The 18,600-nt window shown below is 62.9% G+C and carries 18 protein-coding genes; 6 read left to right on the forward strand and 12 right to left on the reverse strand.

Features of this window, described 5'->3' with window-relative positions; translation table 11 throughout:
- Window positions 1-163: 163 nt before the first annotated feature.
- Window positions 164-637 (reverse strand): winged helix-turn-helix transcriptional regulator, encoded by a 474-nt coding sequence (locus tag AC0L23_RS15320; RefSeq protein WP_018454364.1) that lies wholly within the window; start codon window positions 635-637, stop codon window positions 164-166.
- Window positions 638-763: 126 nt separating this feature from the next.
- Here AC0L23_RS15320 and AC0L23_RS15325 point away from each other — a divergent pair, with 126 nt between their 5' ends.
- The 3 genes from AC0L23_RS15325 to AC0L23_RS15335 all read left to right on the forward strand — a co-directional run bounded on the left by AC0L23_RS15325 (window position 764) and on the right by AC0L23_RS15335 (window position 2,565).
- Entirely contained in the window at window positions 764-1,738 is a 975-nt protein-coding gene (locus tag AC0L23_RS15325) for a zinc-dependent alcohol dehydrogenase family protein (RefSeq protein WP_158091743.1), read from the forward strand.
- A 106-nt stretch (window positions 1,739-1,844) separates the two neighbouring features.
- Complete coding sequence (locus AC0L23_RS15330) at window positions 1,845-2,111, forward strand: hypothetical protein (protein ID WP_473357093.1); 267 nt, start codon at window positions 1,845-1,847, stop codon at window positions 2,109-2,111.
- 115 nt (window positions 2,112-2,226) lie between these two features.
- Window positions 2,227-2,565, forward strand: a complete 339-nt coding sequence (locus AC0L23_RS15335) for a hypothetical protein (RefSeq protein WP_473357094.1) — start codon at window positions 2,227-2,229, stop codon at window positions 2,563-2,565.
- 334 nt (window positions 2,566-2,899) lie between these two features.
- Here AC0L23_RS15335 and AC0L23_RS15340 read toward each other — a convergent pair whose 3' ends face one another.
- The 9 genes from AC0L23_RS15340 to AC0L23_RS15380 form a co-directional block, all read right to left on the reverse strand.
- Complete coding sequence (locus tag AC0L23_RS15340) at window positions 2,900-5,221, reverse strand: mechanosensitive ion channel domain-containing protein (protein WP_085385133.1); 2,322 nt, start codon at window positions 5,219-5,221, stop codon at window positions 2,900-2,902.
- Window positions 5,222-6,270: 1,049 nt separating this feature from the next.
- Window positions 6,271-7,221, reverse strand: coding sequence for a polyphosphate kinase 2 family protein (locus tag AC0L23_RS15345; RefSeq protein WP_085385132.1), 951 nt, complete (start codon window positions 7,219-7,221; stop codon window positions 6,271-6,273).
- Window positions 7,181-8,200 carry a branched-chain amino acid ABC transporter permease gene (locus AC0L23_RS15350; RefSeq protein ID WP_085350250.1) on the reverse strand — a complete coding sequence of 340 codons (1,020 nt, stop codon included), beginning with the start codon at window positions 8,198-8,200 and terminating at the stop codon, window positions 7,181-7,183. Before AC0L23_RS15350 ends, AC0L23_RS15345 begins: the two co-directional genes overlap by 41 nt.
- Window positions 8,197-9,078 carry a branched-chain amino acid ABC transporter permease gene (locus AC0L23_RS15355; protein WP_085385131.1) on the reverse strand — a complete coding sequence of 294 codons (882 nt, stop codon included), beginning with the start codon at window positions 9,076-9,078 and terminating at the stop codon, window positions 8,197-8,199. Before AC0L23_RS15355 ends, AC0L23_RS15350 begins: the two co-directional genes overlap by 4 nt.
- Before the next feature lie 13 nt (window positions 9,079-9,091).
- Entirely contained in the window at window positions 9,092-9,796 is a 705-nt protein-coding gene (locus AC0L23_RS15360) for an ABC transporter ATP-binding protein (RefSeq protein ID WP_085385130.1), read from the reverse strand.
- Window positions 9,796-10,566, reverse strand: coding sequence for an ABC transporter ATP-binding protein (locus tag AC0L23_RS15365; protein ID WP_085385129.1), 771 nt, complete (start codon window positions 10,564-10,566; stop codon window positions 9,796-9,798). Before AC0L23_RS15365 ends, AC0L23_RS15360 begins: the two co-directional genes overlap by 1 nt.
- Window positions 10,567-10,597: 31 nt before the next feature.
- Entirely contained in the window at window positions 10,598-11,920 is a 1,323-nt protein-coding gene (locus AC0L23_RS15370; RefSeq protein WP_085385128.1) for an ABC transporter substrate-binding protein, read from the reverse strand.
- A 94-nt stretch (window positions 11,921-12,014) separates the two neighbouring features.
- Window positions 12,015-12,719, reverse strand: a complete 705-nt coding sequence (locus tag AC0L23_RS15375; RefSeq protein ID WP_085385127.1) for a hypothetical protein — start codon at window positions 12,717-12,719, stop codon at window positions 12,015-12,017.
- A 29-nt stretch (window positions 12,720-12,748) separates the two neighbouring features.
- A complete protein-coding gene (locus AC0L23_RS15380; RefSeq protein ID WP_018454353.1) occupies window positions 12,749-13,774 on the reverse strand; it encodes an ABC transporter substrate-binding protein in 1,026 nt (341 codons plus the stop codon).
- Between the two features lie 138 nt (window positions 13,775-13,912).
- On the opposite strand from AC0L23_RS15380, the gene AC0L23_RS15385 reads away from it, so the two are divergent.
- Window positions 13,913-14,362, forward strand: a complete 450-nt coding sequence (locus AC0L23_RS15385) for a cupin domain-containing protein (protein ID WP_473357095.1) — start codon at window positions 13,913-13,915, stop codon at window positions 14,360-14,362.
- Between the two features lie 39 nt (window positions 14,363-14,401).
- Here the strand turns inward: AC0L23_RS15385 and AC0L23_RS15390 are convergent, their stop codons facing one another.
- A complete protein-coding gene (locus tag AC0L23_RS15390) occupies window positions 14,402-15,187 on the reverse strand; it encodes an ABC transporter permease (protein WP_018454351.1) in 786 nt (261 codons plus the stop codon).
- Entirely contained in the window at window positions 15,187-16,005 is an 819-nt protein-coding gene (locus AC0L23_RS15395; protein ID WP_085395022.1) for an ABC transporter ATP-binding protein, read from the reverse strand. Before AC0L23_RS15395 ends, AC0L23_RS15390 begins: the two co-directional genes overlap by 1 nt.
- Window positions 16,006-16,139: 134 nt before the next feature.
- Between AC0L23_RS15395 and AC0L23_RS15400 the strand changes: the two genes are divergently transcribed.
- Both AC0L23_RS15400 and AC0L23_RS15405 read left to right on the forward strand, forming a co-directional pair.
- A complete protein-coding gene (locus AC0L23_RS15400) occupies window positions 16,140-16,922 on the forward strand; it encodes an ATP-binding cassette domain-containing protein (protein WP_085385125.1) in 783 nt (260 codons plus the stop codon).
- The gene (locus AC0L23_RS15405; RefSeq protein ID WP_018454348.1) at window positions 16,919-18,478 is read left to right on the forward strand and encodes a glycine betaine ABC transporter substrate-binding protein; all 1,560 of its coding nucleotides are present in this window, start codon (window positions 16,919-16,921) and stop codon (window positions 18,476-18,478) included. Before AC0L23_RS15400 ends, AC0L23_RS15405 begins: the two co-directional genes overlap by 4 nt.
- Window positions 18,479-18,600: the final 122 nt, after the last annotated feature.

Below are 18,600 nucleotides of genomic sequence, written 5' to 3' on the forward strand. Positions count from 1 at the left end.
CGTGGGGCCCGCTCAGCTGGCGTTAGTGCTTCATTGGCGCGTGTCCGACCGATGATCCGCAGGCTCGGCAAATCGCACGATGGGACCCCGCCTGCTCAATCGCTCAAGAACTTCTTTCTTACTTTCAGCAAGCCGATCAACATTATTGACCACAAACGTGTGATTACCTCCGCACTACTGGTCGCACCCGCTCCACTGGGACATGGTCGCCGTTTTTGCTGACGACCTTCAGAAACACTTCTTCCCGAGTCGCTTTGTCGATCATGCGGGCAGATCCTTTGCCGAGATGCTCATCTCCCCATTGGCTCAATGCCATCAGCACAGGCAATAGCTTGATGCCGGCTTTGGTGGGTTCGTATTGATAGCGCTTTCGCGCCCCCGGCTCCTTGTAAGGAGTTTTTTCAAAGATTCCGTACTCAACAAGTTTTTCCAGGCGCTCAGACAGCACCGCTCTTGGTATGCCCAAAAACGTTTGAAAGTCCTGGAAGCGGCGAACCCCCCATGAGGCCTCGCGCAAGATCAACAAGGTCCAGGTTTCACCAACAATCTCGAGCGTTCGCTTGATGGAGCAGTTGTTTTTTAGCTCCAACATCAAGCGAAGATCCAGCTCGGGCGAATGCGCTTTTTCTGAGTTCATTTTTCATACACAGGTTGACGTTAATGACAGTTCGTTATATGAACTTAGCATGGTTTGGCGTCGAGCGGTCAGGGAACCGTAAGATTACTTGGCGGAATGAGCCATACAGCTCTCGCGGAGGGGACAATGAAGTTTCTGCAAATGTCTAAGTTTGGCAAACCCACCGAGGTGGTTGAAGTTGTCGAAAGCGATCCACCCCCACCGCCGGCAGCAAATGAAGCCACGGTCGCGGTCGAATACTCAGCGATCGGACTTGCTGAACTTCTGATGATCCGTGGCATGTATGCGATCAGGCCGCAGCCGCCCGCGCCGCTCGGGAACGAAGCTATTGGCCGCGTTATCGCCGTAGGAGCCTCGGTTAAAAATGTAAGGACTGGCGATCGTGTCGCCATTCCGATCGGGCTTCCCGTGTGGAGACAGGCCATCACGGTGCCGGCCACCGATCTCATCGTCTTGTCTGAGCAAGCCGATCCCCAACAGATGTCAATGCTTCGGATCAACCCGCTCACAGCGGCATTGCTCCTAACCGAGTATGTCGAACTCGGCAAGGACGACTGGGTCATCCAGAACGCCGGCAATTCCGGTGTGGGACGCAGCGTCATTGCGTTTGCAAAGGAGTTCGGACTGCGCTCGGTAAGCCTCGTGCGCAGACCCGAGCTGGTGGATGAGCTGAAGTCAGCCGGAGCTGACGTCGTCCTTGTCGATGGACCCGACGTTGTGAAGCAGGTCGCAGCGGCGACCGGCAAGGCTAAAATCAAGCTGGGCATCGACGGCGTGGGTGGCGAGTCCTCGCACTCGGTAGCGTCTTGCCTCGCGTCGAACACCAAGATGGTCGTCTATGGCGGCGTCAGCGGAAAGCCCGCGGCCATGAGTCCTCTGAACATCATTTTCAAGCAGATGACCCTGGAAGGGTTTTGGCTGGGATTTCCGCGCTTTCGAGATGCACACGAAAAGCTTGCGGCTCATACGCGGACAGCCGAGCGACTGATCGCCGAAGGCAAACTGCACGTTCCGGTCGCCGGCGTTTATTCGCTCGAGCAGGCAACTCAGGCCATGGCGCATGCGCAAAAAGGCGGGAAAGTCCTTCTGAAACCCAACTAATGGATGATCAACGGTCAGGCGCCCTGAATTCTAAGCGCCTGAAACCGCAGCTAGTGCGATATCGAAAGCGATGGCCCTAATTCCAATAGGGCGAACCGGAGGACACATGACTGCTCTTTTAGATCTGGTGCTTGAGTCTCACGGAACTCTTGAACGATGGCGAAAATTCAACGCGATCGACGTGAACCTCTCGATGCATGGTTCGCACTGGACTAGAAAGGGATGGGATGGTGTCTTCGAAAATGTTCAATTGAAGGCGCAAACGAAAGAACAGCGAACTTGCTTTACGCACTTTACCGAAGAAGGCGTGCAAAGCATCTACGAACCGGATCGTGTTCGGCTAGAGACAATCAACGGGAAGCTTATCGAGTGAGCGCGTACATCCAAGAAATGCGTTTGAAGGACATACTCTTCAGACGACGTGGGATAGGCTGCATCTGGCTTACTTTACCGGGTATGCACTTTGGAATTATCTGAATACTCCATTTATGTTTGTCACTGAGAGTGCCAAAGCGGAAGAGATAGACCCGGCGACCGACCAAGGCACGGTACGCCGGCGGCTCAAGATCACTTTTCCCGAGAAGGTTGGAACTCACTGTCCGGACCAGATATTCCACGTCGATGAAAACGGGCTCATCGCTCGTTTGGATTATACCACACTCGTGGCAGGTGGCGCTCCAGCCGCGCACTACATGTCCGAGTACAAGAACATTCAAGGGATTATGATGCCAACCAAACGGCGCGCGTTCAGGAGAAACCCGGACGGAAGTATAAATACCGAATCTGTCCTCGTCGGTATCGATATCTCTGCAATTGCTTTGACTTAAAAAAGCATTCAGACGGCAGGAAGCACGCAAGCAAATGGGTACCCCCCGACTGCCCCATGGCGCGCGCCGTGGGTGTCATCGGCGATTGGGGTAGACACAATCGACTTGAGGAGCGCGTACATCCAAGAAAAACGTTTGAAGGACACGCGCGAGTACGTTCATGGCGTGGACACAAACGAACTTAAGGGCAAGGCGGGGCCAAAAGGCGCCACCTCCTCTGTTCTGAGTTATCGTTGGCATGCCGACTTCCGGTTTGGATCACGAGCCGCCGATCACACGCAAGGTCGGACACTTCCGCTTTCGATTGGCAAGCCGACGTTTATGGACAGACTTTCTAGCCGACCGCTCGCCTTGGCGTCAGATGAGCGGCGCCATCAGCCGGCGGCGCGATGTGCATCAGGATGGTCTGGGTGGCGGATGCGACCTCGATGCCGTGGTGCTGGAAACGCTGCTTCATGCGGCGGTTGAATTCGCGCTGCACCGGCCAGCGGCCGGCCTCGGTGCAACGGATCTGGCCGACGATCGACACCATGGCGCCGTCGACCTTGTCGATGCCCCAGAGCTCGAGATCGCCGCGGATCAGGCTGCGGAATTCCACCTCGCGGCGCATCTCGTCGACGATGTCCTTGAGGATCTGGCCGGCGCGGTCGGTATCCTCCTTGTAGGCGACGTTGACGCTGACGGACGCATTGCCGGCGCCGCGGCTGGCATTGGTGATAGTCGTGACCGCGCTGAACGGCACGATGTGCACGGCACCGTCGCCGGCACGAAGCCTGATCGTGCGGATCGAGACGTTCTCGACCACGCCCGATAGCCCGGACACGCTGACGCTGTCGCCGACCTGGACGGTGTTCTCCAGCAGCAGGAACAGGCCGGTGATGAGATCCTGCACCAGCTTCTGCGAGCCGAAGCCGATGGCGATGCCGACGATGCCGGCGCCCGCCAGCAGCGGCGCGACGTTGACGCCGATCTCGCTGAGCGCCGTGAGCCCGACGACAGTGGCGATCACGCACAGCAAGGCCGTGCGCAGCATCGGCTGAAAGGTCCGCAGCCGCGCGGCCCGGGCATAGTGCCCATCGCGCGACAGCGTATTGATCTGGCGGTCCAGCAGCGCGTTGCTGGCTTCCCAGATCGCAGCTGCGATGAACACGGCAAGTCCGATCGTCACCACCGCCGAGATCAGCCGGCTGCCGATCTGGCCCCCATAAAACCATACGATGGCGTCGACGCCCCAGACTTCGAGCACGGCCACCAGGCCGATGAAGGCGATCACGCCGGATACGATCTTGCGCAGCAGCGGCAGGTAGCGGTTGGCGCGGATCTCGAGGCCCGGAAAGCGCTGGAGGATCTCGGGCTTGATGCGGAAGCCGCGGTCGATCAGGCCCAGCGTCAGCATGATGGCGACACGCGTGATCAGCGCCACCGCGATGGTGCCGACGAAATATTGCAGCAGCAACGAATAGCCGTTGCGAATGTTCAGCGCCCACACGGCCCACAGCGCAAGGTCGAGCGCGATGGCGAGATAGTGCCAGCCGCCCGCGATGCGGTTGCGCAGTCGCGCCGCGATCCCCTGCCGGTCGGCCGGCGCGCGGATCGCTTCGGCGACCTGGCGGCGGCATTGCAGGATGATGACGACGATGAAGAGATGCACGACCAGCATCACCATGCGCAGGAGCGCGGCATAGCCGCCGCGATGCAGGCCGAGCAGCAGCGCCACATTCGCAAAGGCGATGCCGGAGACGCCGACACCGACGATACGGCGCGCCCAGATCTCGATATAGGCGGCGGTTTCGGCCTTGACCGGAAACAAGCCGAACGGTCCCGCCAGCACACGGACCACACAGATGAGCCCGCGCGAGAACGCATAGGCGTTGACGACGGCGAGGATCACGAGACGGACGGTGGTGGGCCCCCCGATCTCGGTGCCGAGCAGCGCCGTGGCGACGCCGACAAAGACCAACACGGGTAGCAGCTCGAGCAGGAAGCGTCCCAGCACGAGCGGCAGCCGCAGCATGATTTGCCAGGCCCGCGCCAGGCTGTGGCGGCGCATGTGCAGTTCGGGCGCCGGGGTGACATCGGCCACGGATGACGGCGGATCGGCAATGGGCAACACCTGCACCGGCAGACGCGCCGTTTGCGGCATGCGCCCTTCCAGGAACACGACGGGGCGGCGGATCAGACGGAAGATCACCCATTCGGCGCAGAAGGCGCAGCCGAACACCAGCGCAAGCTTCCAGGCGATCTCGATCAGGAGATTGTAGGCCGCGGGATCGTTCGCGGTCCGCACGATCCAGTAATAGAACGCCGGGAAGTGCGTGAGCGTCCTGGCCATATCGGCGACGTCTCGCGAAATCTCGCCGATTTCCTCGGACACGGTGAGCATGAGCTGCGCACCGAGGCCGTCGGCCGCGAGCGGGATCGGCGATTTTGGCTCGGGCGCGGGCTGCTGTGCACCGGACGCATTGGCGATCGCGCGCAGCGTGTCGATCATCTGCGCGCGCTTCTTGTCGTCCTGCAGCGTTTCCAGCGCGCGCTTGGCCTCATCGGGCGACAACGCGGCAGCGCTACTCGTCGGCGGCGCGGCGCGGGCGCAGGAGAGAGATGAGATCGCGATCAAGAGCGCGGCGAGAAGCGCGGAGGCAAGCTTATGCGACACGAGGGATCCCTGGGAAAATGAATGCGACGGCGACGTCGGGCCCGTCACCGCCGAAGCACATGCATCATGTCGGATCGACGCTATTCGCCCGGGGGCTGTGTCGGAAGTTGGCCAATGAGGCGACATTCTCTTGGCATTTGCCGTGGTGCAGGAAACGGGAACCGCGGTCTCAAGGCAGGACGTGCAGCGATCGGAATGCAGGCACGCGGCTGGAAGCTCAACCGCGGCCATTCTTCGAGACGCCCGCCTGCGGCGAGCCCTCAGGATGAGGGATGAATATGCGGCAACATTTCAACGCAGTGGATGCAGCTGAGCCTCATCCTGAGGAGCCGCAGAACGCCGCGTCTCGAAGGACGAGGCGCTCGCTCAGGCGCCGCTCAGACGTCATATGCGACAGCCCTGATATGCGACAGCCCTCCGTCATTACGGGAGTCGGCCCGGAATGACGGCCGTGAGGAGGAGGAAGAGAGAAGCACGATGTCAAAAGCACGGCGGCCGCGTCACGGCGCTCCGACGTGGATCGGTGTGCAATCGATGTGATGCACAATACAGCGCCGGGCAGGTAGGGGCTATGCCACACTGATGCAGCCCTCTAAACCTTGGCCCGGCGTGCCGTTCGCGGTTTTCTGCCGCTATGCGATAGTCCGAACGAGCTCCATCGCACTTAACGCGGCTGGATCTGCGGAGGTGGTGTCATAGACCTCCCCTTGCTCTTGATGTGGACGTTGCGCGTCGCTTGTTTGCGACCATTGAGATGGTCCTCCCGTGACGCAGAACTGTCAAGCAAGATCAACGGCGCGCAAATCACATTTGAGGGCGCGTTCCATCTGACTGCGACGGATTCGCTTGCAGCGAAATGCGAGATGTGGGCGAATTGCGAGGCCGCCCTTCCCGCCAATGTAGAACGCTTCTGCTACCGGTGGACGCGAGTACTGAGGAATTTGGGGATGATGACATCATGCCCCTGTTTTGCCCGACGAGTCAAACGATTTCGTTAAATCCGCAAGCGCTCGCGCTGACCTTCAAGTCATTGATTTCGTTATCCCCGGCTACTGTGCATGGGGTTGTTTTCGCGTTTTTTGTTTCTTGCCCGCCTTCTCCTCCTTCTCCAGCGCCTTGCGCACCTCGTCGAATTCACCCGCCGAGGCCTTGTCGGCGCGAGGGAAGCGCAGATCGAGCTTTTCGAGCGCCGCGACGATGGCCGACCCGATCACGACGCGCGCGAACCATTTGTGGTCGGCCGGCACGACATACCACGGCGCATGAGGCGTTGCCGTGTGCCGGACGATGTCCTGATAGACCGCCTGGTAGCGCGGCCACAGCGCGCGCTCCTTGATGTCGTCCATGGAGAACTTCCACTGCTTGGACGGATCCTCCAGCCGGTCGAGGAAGCGCTCGCGCTGCTCGTCTTTGGACAGGTTGAGGAAGAACTTCAGTACCACGGTGCCGTTGCGCGCGAGATAGCGCTCCCACGCACAGATGTCTTCGAACCGCTCCTTCCAGATGTTCTTGGTGACGAGCATTGACGGCAGCTTCTCCTTGGCGAGGACCTCCGGATGCACGCGCGTCACCAGGCATTCCTCGTAATGGGAGCGGTTGAAGATGCCGATATGCCCGCGCTCCGGCAGCGCGACCACGTGGCGCCAGAGGAAATCGTGATCGAGCTCCTTGCTGCTCGGCGCCTTGAAGGCACTGACTTCGCAGCCCTGCGGATTGATGCCCTCGAAGATCGCCTTGATCGCGGAATCCTTGCCGCCGGCGTCCATCGCCTGGAACACGATCAGTACCGACCAGCGGTCCTGGGCGTAGAGCTTCTCCTGAAACGCGATCAGCCGCTTCATGTTGGCATTGAGAATCTCCTGGGCCTTCTCCTTGTCGAGGTCGCCCTTCTCGTTGGTCTTGTGATCCTTGAGATGAAACTTGCCCGAACCATCGTAGCGGAATGGCGTAATGTAACGGTCAAGCTCCTGGGCGAGCGATTTGGACGACTTCTTGCTCATGAGCGCGGGACACCTTGCGTTGCGGCTTCAATCGGTCGAGCAAGCTACCAAGGATACCCTTCGGAAGGAATATGATGAAAAGCACCAGCAGCACTCCGTAGACGAGATTGTCCCAGCCGACCGCCTTGGTGCCGAAGCCGATGCGCAGGGTCTCGGCCAGCATAATCGTGATGATAGCGCCGAAGGTCGGGCCGAGCGAGACGAACAGGCCGCCGACGATCGCCGCGAACACCATCTGGAGCGACACCGCGATGCCGCTGACGGTATCGGGCGTGATGAACATCTGGTACTGGCAGTAGAGCGCGCCGGCCAATGCCGTCATCAGCGCGCTTAGCAGCGTGATCTTCAGCTTCTCCGCGGTGACGTCGACGCCGGCGGCGGCCGCGGCGTCCTCGTCCTCCGAGATCGCCTCCAGCGCATAGCGGGCCATGCTGCGGTCGACCCAGTGCCAGACCACGATGCCGAAAAGCCAGACCCCGAGCGCGATCAGGTACCAGGTGATCTTGTCGTCGAATTGCAGCGACCAGAGCTTGTTGCCCGCGGCCCGGTTCGGCGTGTAGCCGAGCGAGCCGCCGGTGTAGTCGCGCGTCGCCGTGATGACCTGGAGCACGATGCCTGAGAGCGCGAGCGTCACCAGCACGAAATAGTGCCCGGTGATGCGGAAGCGAAAACAGGGATAGCCGACGATCAGCGCCAGCGCGCCGGCCGCGACCATGCCGATGGGGATGCCGATCCAGGGCGACCAGCCCAGGTGATTCCAGAGTAGTGCGGTGACATAGGCGCCGATCCCCATGAACCCGCCATGGCCGAGCGAGACGAGGCCGAACCGCCCCATCATCGACCAGGACGTATAGGCGAACGACCAGATCAGGATCAGCACCAGGATGTGCAGATGATAGGGATCGCGATAGACGAAAGGCAGCGCGACCAGCGCCGCCAATCCGATCCCCCAAGCTGCAAGCCGTCTCCGCCCCATCATCGGCGCCTCGCGAGCAGGCCCGCGGGCCGGATGAACATCATGACGATGAAGAACGCGAAGGCGAGCACATAGCCCCATTCGAGATCGGAGAACAGGCCGCCGAGCGAGATGATCTCGGCGAACACGAAGGCGGCGATGAAGCCGCCGATGAAATTGCCGAGGCCCCCGAGCACGCAGATCAGGAAGGTGATCGGCCCGAATGACAGGCCGACGAAGGGATGCACGTCATATTGCAGAACCAGCAGGCAGGCTGCGAGCCCGGCCAGCCCCCCGCCGATCGCAGAGGTAATGAGATAGATCCGCTTCGTGTCGACGCCCATCAGCGCCATGATCTGCCGGTCCTGCGAGATCGCGCGGATCGCGGTGCCGGTGAAGGTCCGTGTCATGAACAGATAGACCGCGACCATGCCGACCAGCGCAGCCAGGAAGGACAGAAGTCGTGCGTAGCTGAAATTCATGTCGTCGAAGGCGAGCACCGGCAGGCGGATGCCGAGGTTGCGGAAGTCGATGCCGAAGGCGACGGTGGCAAAGCTCTGCAGCACGAACAGCACCCCGCCGGTCGCCAGCAACTGGTTGATCGGCGGCGCGGTGAGGAGCGGCGCGATCACGAGGTAATGTAGCGCCGCGCCGAGCACCGCGACCAGCAGGATGGTGAGCGGCGCGGCGACGAAATAGCTGATGCCGTAATACTGCACCAGGAAGTACATGGCGTACATGCCGATCATCACCAGCTCTGCGTAGCAGATCCAGGTCACGTCGATGACGCCGAAGATCAAATTGAGCCCGAGCGCGAGCAACGCCAGCACGCCGCCGAGCAGGATGCCGTTGATCACGGCCTCCAGCAGGTAGATGTCGAAAATGTCCAGAAATGCTTGCATGCCTGCATGAACCTCACACCCCGAGATACGCTTCCTTGACCGTGTCGCTCGCCAGCATCTCGGCCGAGGTGCCTGAGGACCTGATCGTACCCGCCTCGATCAGATAGGCGCGATCGACCACTTTCAGCACCTGCTGCACATTCTGCTCGACGATCAGCACGGTCAGCCCGCTGGCGCGGATCCGCTTCACCAGCTCGAACACCTGCTGCACCACGACCGGCGCGAGCCCCGCCGACGGCTCGTCGAGCAGCAGCAGCTTTGGATTCGACATCAGCGCGCGGCCGATCGCGCACATCTGCTGCTCGCCGCCGGACATGGTGCCCGCCATCTGGTGGCGGCGCTCCTTCAGGCGCGGAAACAGCTCGAACACCACGTCCAGCCGCTCGGCATAGTGGCCGCGCGCCTCCTGCATGAAGGCACCCATCTTGAGATTGTCGTCGACCGAGAGCTGCGGAAACAGCCGCCGGTTCTCCGGCACATGCGCGATCCCGAGGCTGACGATCTTGTGCGGCGGCGTGGCCACGACGTCGACGGCTTCCATTTTGATCGATCCACGCGAGGGGCGGATCAGGCCGGAGATGACGCGCATCAGGGTGGTCTTGCCGGCCCCGTTCGGCCCGATGACGCCGACGGCCTCACCCGCCCTCACGTCGAGATCGACGTCGAACAGTGCCTGGAACGTGCCGTAGCCGGCGCTGACGCCGCGGAGCTCAAGCATCACTGCCCTCCCGCGCGGCGGCGCACTGCGGCGGCCGCGGCCTGCGTGGTCTCGGCATCGGTGCCGAGATAGACCTCGATGACGCGCGGATCGCCGGCAACGGCACTCGGCAAACCTTCGGAGATCTTCTCGCCGTGATCGAGCACCATGACGCGATCGACGACGCGCATCAGCACGCCCATGATGTGCTCGACCCAGATGATGGTGATGCCGAGCTCGTCGCGGATGTTGCGCAGCATGTCGGCCGCCTGACCCATCTCGGCCTCGTCGAGGCCGCCGAGGCTCTCATCGGCCAGCAGAAGTTTTGGCGCGGTGGCGAGTGCTTTCGCCAGTTCGAGCTTTTTCAGGCCGGCTGCGCCGAGGCCGTCGACGCTGGCATGGCGATCTGTCGGCAGACCGACCATCGCCAACGATCGCTCGGCCGCCTCCTCCGCCTTGACGCGGCTGTGGCGGCCCTGGCCGTAGAATCCCGCGAGCGCGACGTTCTCGAAGATCGTCAGGCGGCGGAATGGCCGCGGGATCTGGAAGGTGCGACCGATGCCGCTGTTGATGATCCGGTGCGGCGGAAAGCCCGCGATCTCGGAGCCGTCGAACAGGATCGAACCGGAAGTCGGCGCCAGCGTACCCGAGAGCATATTGAAGATCGTGCTCTTGCCCGAGCCGTTGGGGCCGATCAGGCCGAGGATCTCGCCCTGATCGACTTTGAACGACACATTGTTGACGGCGGTGAAGCCACCAAACCGCTTCACCAGCCCGCTGACTTCCAGCACCGTCCCGCTCTCCTCTCTGCGCGCATTTGCGCTACTGGTTGCTGTAGGTGGTGCCCTTCGGCAGCGGCAGCACGGCCTCGCGCTGCGCCTGGCTCTTGGGCCACACCACGGAGGACTTGTCGTCGATGTACTGGATCACGACCGGGAACGAGCGCTCGTTCTGCCCGGCCATCGGCGTGCCCTCGCCGTAAAACTTCACGCCGAAGCCGAGCATGGTGCCCCCTTCGGGAATATCAGTATCGAGGGCAGCCTTGCGCAGCGCATCCGGATCGACCCCGCCATACTTCTTGATCGCGCGCGGCAGCACGTCATTCATGAACACATAGGTGTTGGACGCACCGATGCCGACATGCGCCGAGCGGATCGCGACGCCGGGCCGGATCTTGTCGAATTCCTCGCCAACCATCTTGATCACAGGCGGGAGCTTGGGATCCATGGTCTTCTGGTTGGCAAGCCAGATCGAGATCGGGTCTGTGTTGAAGATGTAGGTGGCATCGGCTCCCATGCCTTCCTTCAGTTTTTCATAGACGCCGTAACCCGCGCCGTGCCCCATCAGCGCGCCGAACTTCAGCCCCTGCTCGCGCGCCTGACGCAGCAACAGCGTGATATCAGGGTTGTAGCCAGTGTGGAAAATGACATCGGGCTTGGCGCGCTTCAGCTTGGTCACCAGCGCGGAGAGGTCAGGCGCGGTGGCTGAATAACCCTCCTTCATCACGACGTTGAAGCCCGCCTTCTTCGCGCCGGCCTCGTTGCCTCTGGACACGTCGACGCCATAGGCGCCGTCCTCGTGAATGATGGCGACGCGCAGATCCTTCGGCTCCTTGTCGAACTTCGCCTTGGCGTTCTGCGCGATGAAATCCATCGTCATCATGCCGAACTGGTCGCCGCTCGCCTGCGGGCGGAAGACGTATTTATAACCCTTCTCGTTGAACACGGCCGACGAGATGCAGGTCGTCATCCACATGAACTTCTTGAGCTGCTCGACGCGGGCGGCCACCGGCACGCATTGCGCCGAGGAGAAGAAGCCGAGCACCATGTCGACCTTTTCCTGCTCGAGCAGGCGGACGGATTCGTTGATCGCGATGTCGGGCTTGCTCTGCGCGTCGGCATAGACCGCTTCGATCTTGTAACCCTCGACGCCGGTCCTGGCGAAATGGTCGAGGATGATCTTTGCGCCGATATAGCCGAGCTCAGAGCCGCCGCCGGCGAGAGGCCCGGTCAAATCGAAAACGACGCCGATCTTGATCTTCTTCTCTTTGCCTTGATCCTGAGCCTGGGCGGACGCCGCCAAGCCCGTCGCTGATATCGCGACCAACAGCCCACGTACCAAACGGGCAGCCATGCGCACGCGCATCAAAACCTCCCTGGACGATTGTGCATTGCATTCTTTTTGGTTTATATTTTCGCCCATCACATGGGCTGAGCGCAGCGATGTCAAGCCTCGCGCATCAGCGCAACGCGAACTGCTGCTCGACGAAGGCCGTGACAAATCGCGGCATGGACGGCGTGAGATCGCTCACCCCGCGCACGAGATGAATGGCCGAGAGCTCTGGCTCGGCCTCGCCCGCCAGATTGGCTTCGATCCGCGCACGCGCCACATCACCCGGCATGTCCAGGTTGACGATTTGCAACATCGCAATCGTCGGGCCGGTGACGACGCAGTGCCAGTCCGGCTCGACCCGATAGTCGGCGGCGGTCAGGCCGGTCTCTTCCTCGAGTTCGCGGATCACGCTGCCAGGAATGTCCAGCGTGTGGCCCCTGACGTCTTCGAGATCGGGCGTACCGGACGGGAAATAAATCCGGCCCGCATTGGCGGTGTGCTGCGCCATCTCACCCATGACGAAGGCGCCGTCGGAGGCGCGCAACGCGCCCATGCCAAAACCGTTGAACACGGCCTTGTCGGGAAAACCCCAATCGCGCCAGGCGAGGAAGCTCGCGAAATCGGTCTCGAAATAGGTCGCAGAAAGATGCCCGTCGGCGAACGTTGCATCACGCCCGAGCAGGACGCGACCGTTCCAGATCTTTGGCCGCTCGCGCTGCTTCTCGGCGAAATGCGTGGCGATCTCGGCGCGCCGCTCCTCCGCGAACGCCCAGACGATCGGCCGCACGGCAAGTTCAAGCGTCGTGACCCGATGAATGATTGGTGACGTCATGACGCCTGATGACCACGCCTTCGCGTCAGTTATTTGACGCTTCCCGTGGTCTTCTTGGCCTGCTCGACATACTTGTTGGTGAAGGTCTTGCTGACGTCGATCTTGGCGTTGGCGACCTCGGGCGATCCAACGCTGAACACCGCGAGCACGGCGTCTGCACCCTTCGGGTCCATCTTGCCGGTCTCGGAGAACATCGGGATCGTGTTCTTGAGTGCCGCGAGATAGAGGTCCTTGTTCTTGCCAACCGTCTCCTCCGGCATCTTCGCCATGATCTCCTCGGGCGAGTGCGAGTGGATCCAGGCGAGCGTGCCCAGGATCGCGTTGGTCAGCGCCTGCGTCTCCTTCTCGTGGCCGGCGACCCAGGCCGCGGTCGAGTACAGCGCGCCGCCCGGATATTCGCCGCCGAACGTCTCAAGCGTATCCTTTTGCGTGCGGGTGTCCGAGAGGATGCGCAGATCCTTGTGGCTGCCCTGGAGCACGGTCACGGAGGGATCGAGCATCACGGCCGCATCGATCTGGCCCTGCTCCATGGCGGCGACCGCAGTGGCGCCGAGGCCAACGCCGATCACGGCGGTGCTGGCGGGATCGACGCCATTCTTCTTCAGCATATACTTCAGGAAGAAGTCAGTGGAGGAGCCGGGCGCGCTGACGCCGACCTTCTTGCCGGCGAGGTCCTTGATCGACTTGATCTCGTTGGTGTGCGACGGCGAAACCACCAGCACGAGGCCGGGATAACGGTCATAGACCACGAAGGCCTGAAGCTCCTGCTTCTTGGCCGCGAGGTTGACGCAATGGTCGAAATAGCCGGAGACCACGTCGGCGCTGCCGCCGAGCACGGCCTTGAGCGCGTCCGAGCCGCCCTTGAGGTCCACGAGCTCAACGTCGAGACCCGCCTTGTCGTATTCGCCGAGCTGCTTTGCCAACACCGTCGGCAAATAGCACAAACAGGAGCCGCCGCCGATCGCGATCGTGACCTTGCTTTGCGCCGCGGCAAGACCGGTGGTGAGCGTCAGCGCGAGCAGCGCGCCCGCGAGCCTGGCTATCGTGTTCTTCATTGGTTTCCTCCGTTCGGCTGGCGGCACCATAAAGCAGCCGGGCTGGCTTGAGAAGCAGGACCGAAGGCGCTGGCCATCGGCCTTTCGGCGCAATAGCATGAAGCCCACAAGAACAATTCTTGATGGGGAGGATCATCCATGAATCGCCTTGCAATCGGACTGTCGATCGCCACCGCTTTTGCCGCCGGATGCGGCGCAACCCACCTGCTGCGGCCGGCGCTGGCCGCGGAGAACATCACTCCGCAGTTCATCCACACCGGCGAGATGGAGGGCGACGCGCTGGGGAACGCCAACGCCGTCGGCTACCGCTCCAAGACGTTCGCAAGCGCCGATGGCGCCACCATCTCGATCCAGGTCGGCAATGTGCCCAAGCACATGCATCCCAACACCAACGAGATCCAGTACATTTTAGAGGGCACCGGCACGATCTGGTTCGGTGACAAGGAAGTCACGGTGAAGCCGGGCGACCTCGTCATCATCCCGAAGGGGACGCCGCATGGCGGCACCAAGCCGATCAGCGGACAGGTCAAGGCGATCGCGATCAAGACGCCGCCGCAGGCGCCCGATGACACCAAGCTGCTGGACTGATCGATCCGGCGCTCGCGCGTTGCGCCGGCCCCTTGCGGCCTAGCCGCGTCCGTCCACGGTCGGGCGCCACACCAGCAGTCTCCGCTCCACCAACGTCACGCCAAAGTCGATCAGGATGACGAAGGCCGACAGCACGAACATGCCGGCGAACACGCCGGCGACATCGAAGATGCCTTCAGCTTGCTGGATGAGATAGCCGAGCCCCGCCGCCGATCCGAGATATTCGCCGACGACGGCACCGACCACGGCAAAGCCCACCGACGTGTGCAGCGAGGAGAACATCCACGACAGCGCCGAGGGCCAATAGACGTGCTGCATCAGCTGCCGCTCGCTCATGCCGAGCATGCGGCCGTTATCGAGCACGGTGCGGCTGACCTCCTTGACGCCCTGATAGACGTTGAAGAACACGATGAAGAACACCAGCGTCACGCCGAGCGCGACCTTGGACCAGATGCCCAGCCCAAGCCACAGCGCGAAGATCGGCGCCAGCACCACACGCGGCAGAGCGTTGACCATCTTGACGTAGGGATCGAACACCGCGGCGACCAGCGGCTGGCGCGCGAACCAGAAGCCGATCAGCACACCGCCGGCCGATCCGATCACGAAGGCCAGGATCGATTCCGTCAGCGTGATGCCGAGATGCTTCCAGATCACACCGGACGAGAACCATTTGACGATCTGGGCGAAGACATCGACCGGATTGGAGAAGAAGAACGGCGGCAGCAGGATCTTGCCGAACACGGGCACGGTCGACAGCAATTGCCACAGCGCGAGGCAGACCACCGCGACCAGCACTTGCAGCGTAAGCAGGGTGACGCGCGACATCAGACCGCCTCCGCCGCTTGCGTGGACTGCGCATAGCCCTTCATGACCTCGTCCTTGAGCACGCTCCAGATCTCGCGATGAAGCGCATGGAATTCCTTGTCCAGCCGCACTTCGAAAATGTCGCGCGGGCGCGGCAGGCTCACGCGCCAGTCGCCGATGATGCGGGAGGACGGCCCCGCCGACATGATCACGACGCGGTCGGCGAGCGCGATCGCCTCTTCCAGATCATGGGTGACGAACAGCACGGCCTTGCGGTCAGCGTTCCAGAGGTCGAGCAACAGGTTGCCCATCACCTGCCGGGTCTGTGCATCCAGCGGCCCGAACGGCTCGTCCATCAGCAGGATCTTTGGATCGCGGATCAGCACCTGCGCCAGCGCCACGCGCTTGCGCTGGCCGCCCGAGAGCATGTGCGGATAGCGGTTGGCGAAGGCGCCCAAACCGACCGAGGTCAGCCATGTCTGCGCCCGCGGCAGTGCCTCGCTGCGCGGCGTGCCGCTGACCTCGAGCCCGATCGCGACGTTGTCGAGCGCGGTCTTCCAGGGGAACAGCGCATCGGCCTGGAACAGGTAGCCGGCGTCCCGGTTCAGCCCGGCAAGTGGCTGGTCGAATATCCTGACGCTCCCGGCAGCCGGCTTCAGCAGCCCGGCCGCGACGTTGAGCAGCGTCGATTTCCCGCAGCCGGTCGGGCCGACGATGGCGACGAACTCGCCCTGCGCCACCGTCAGATGCGCCTTCTCCACCGCCGTATAGACCCGGCCATCGCCCAACTGGAACGCGACCTTGGCATCTTCCAGCGCCACTGCCGTAGGCGTTATCATATGCTTCCTCCGAACTTGGCCCGATGCCTTAGCCGCTCGCGCGACCAAGTTCAATCAAGCCGCCAAGCGTGCTACGCATGGGCCTTGTCATCCCATCCCTCTTTGGGGCGGGTCAGCGCAGTGAGCCCCGCCCGATGCCGTCCAGGCCGATGATTGGCTATGCCCACGTCACCAAGAGCTTCGGCGCGCTCAAGGCCGTGGACGATGTGTCACTCGACATCCCCGAAGGCGAATTTGTAGCCGTCGTCGGCGGCTCGGGTTCGGGCAAGACGACGCTACTGCGGCTCGCCAACCGCCTGATCGAGGCGGATGGGGGCACGATCACGGTTGAGGGCGACGACGTGCAATCCGTCGATCCGGTCGCGCTGCGGCGCCGCATCGGCTACGTTTTCCAGAGCGGCGGACTGTTCCCGCATCTGAGCGTCGCCGACAATATCGGGATCACGCCGAAGCTGCTCGGCGTCTCGGCAGCGGATATCGCAACACGGGTCGATGAGTTGCTCGAGCTCGTGCAGCTCGACCGGGCCGCCCATCGCGGGCGGTTGCCGGATGCGCTCTCGGGCGGCCAGCGCCAGCGTGTCGGCGTGGCGCGGGCGCTTGCGGCAAGGCCCCGCATCGTGCTGATGGATGAGCCATTCGGCGCGCTCGATCCCCTTACCCGCGATGCGCTCGGCGACGATTTTCGCGAGCTGCACCGCAAGCTCGGCCTGACCACCGTGATGATCACCCACGACATGACGGAAGCGATTTTGCTGGCCGACCGCATCGCGGTGATGCGCAGCGGGAAGCTGCTGGCGCAGGGCACGCCAGTGGAGCTCTCGAAAAGCAGCGACGCCTACGTGCTGGAGCTGCTGCGGACGCCGCGACGCCAGGTCGAGCGATTGAACGCGCTGCTGCTAAAGGGCGGGGCGGCATGAGCCTTTTCACCGATCCGCGTTGGGGCGAAGCGCTGGCGCATTTGCCCGACTATCTCGGCAACCACGTGCGGGTGAGTCTCGCCGCGCTTGCGCTCGGCCTGATCGTCAGCCTGCCGCTGGCGATTCTGACGCGCAACCGTCCCACGCCGCGCGCTGTGCTGCTCGCGCTCGCCAGCATCGTGCAGACGGTGCCCGGGCTGGCGCTGCTCGCGCTGTTCTATCCGCTCCTGCTGCTCGCGGCCTCCGTGGCGCTGGCCTGGTTCGGCGTCTCCTTCTCCGCTTTCGGCTTCCTGCCGGCGATGCTGGCGCTGGCGCTCTATTCGATGCTGCCGGTGCTGCGCAATGGCATCACCGGCCTCAACGGCATCGATCCCGCGCTGATAGAGGCTGCCAAAGGCGTCGGAATGACCGCGCGGCAGTCGCTGGTGATGGTTGAACTGCCGCTGGCGCTGCCGGTCATGATGGCGGGGATCCGCACCGCCGCGGTGTGGGTGATCGGCACCGCGACGCTGTCGACCCCGATCGGGCAGACCAGCCTCGGCAATTACATCTTTGCCGGGCTCCAGACCCAGAACTGGGTGTTCGTGCTGTTCGGCTGCTTTGCCTCGGCCCTGCTGGCGCTCGCCGTCGATCAACTGCTCGGCCTGGTCGAGAGCGGCCTGCGCTGGCGCAGCCGCGTGCGTGCGGCGCTTGGCGCGGCCGGGATCGCGGCACTGGTCGCCGCAACATTGGTGCCGACGATGGGGCGCTCGTCACAGAACTATGTCGTCGGCGCCAAGACGTTCGCCGAGCAGTATGTGCTGTCGGCGCTGATGCGGGACCGGCTTCAGGCCGCCGGTCTCGCCGCCGTCGCACGCTCCGGTCTCGGCTCAAGCGTGATCTTCGAGGCGTTGAAAGCCGGCGATATCGATCTCTACGTCGATTATTCCGGCACGCTCTGGGCCAATCAGCTTCACCGCACGGACATCAAGCCGCGCGCGGAGCTGTTGGCGGAGCTGCAGACAACGCTTGCGAAGGAGAACATCACCCTGCTCGGCGAGCTCGGTTTCGAGAACGCCTATGCGCTGGTGATCCCGAAGAAGCGCGCCGAGGCGCTTGGCATCCGCACCATCGCCGATCTCGCCGCGCATGCTTCGACCCTGTCGATCGCCGGCGACTATGAGTTTTTCTCGCGACCCGAATGGGCGGCGCTGCAAAAGGCCTATGGCCTCTCGTTCCGCGCCCAGCGCCAGATGCAGCCGGACTTCATGTATGCGGCCGTCGCCAGCGGCGAGGTCGATGTCATCGCCGGCTACACCAGCGACGGGTTGATCGCAAAATACGATCTCGTTGCGCTCGACGATCCCAGGCACGCGATCCCGCCCTACGATGCGATCCTGTTGCTGGCCCCAAAGCGCGCCGGCGACGAACGGCTGCGGGCCGCGGTGAAGCCGCTGCTCGGCAAGATCGACATCGCGACCATGCGCGAAGCTAATTTGCGCGCCGCCGGCAATGACGCGAATTCGTCGCCGGATGCAGTGGCGAAATGGCTATGGGAGAAGGTGGGTGGGCGGTAGCCGCGATGTGGGGGGGGGGGGGGGGGCCGGGGCGGGGGGGGCGCCCCCCCCCCCCCCCCCAGCACACCCCCGCCCCACCCACCCCCAGCAACCCCCCGCGCGCACCCCCCCCCGAGACGGCG

The organism is Bradyrhizobium sp. MI1.4, assembly GCF_055811315.1.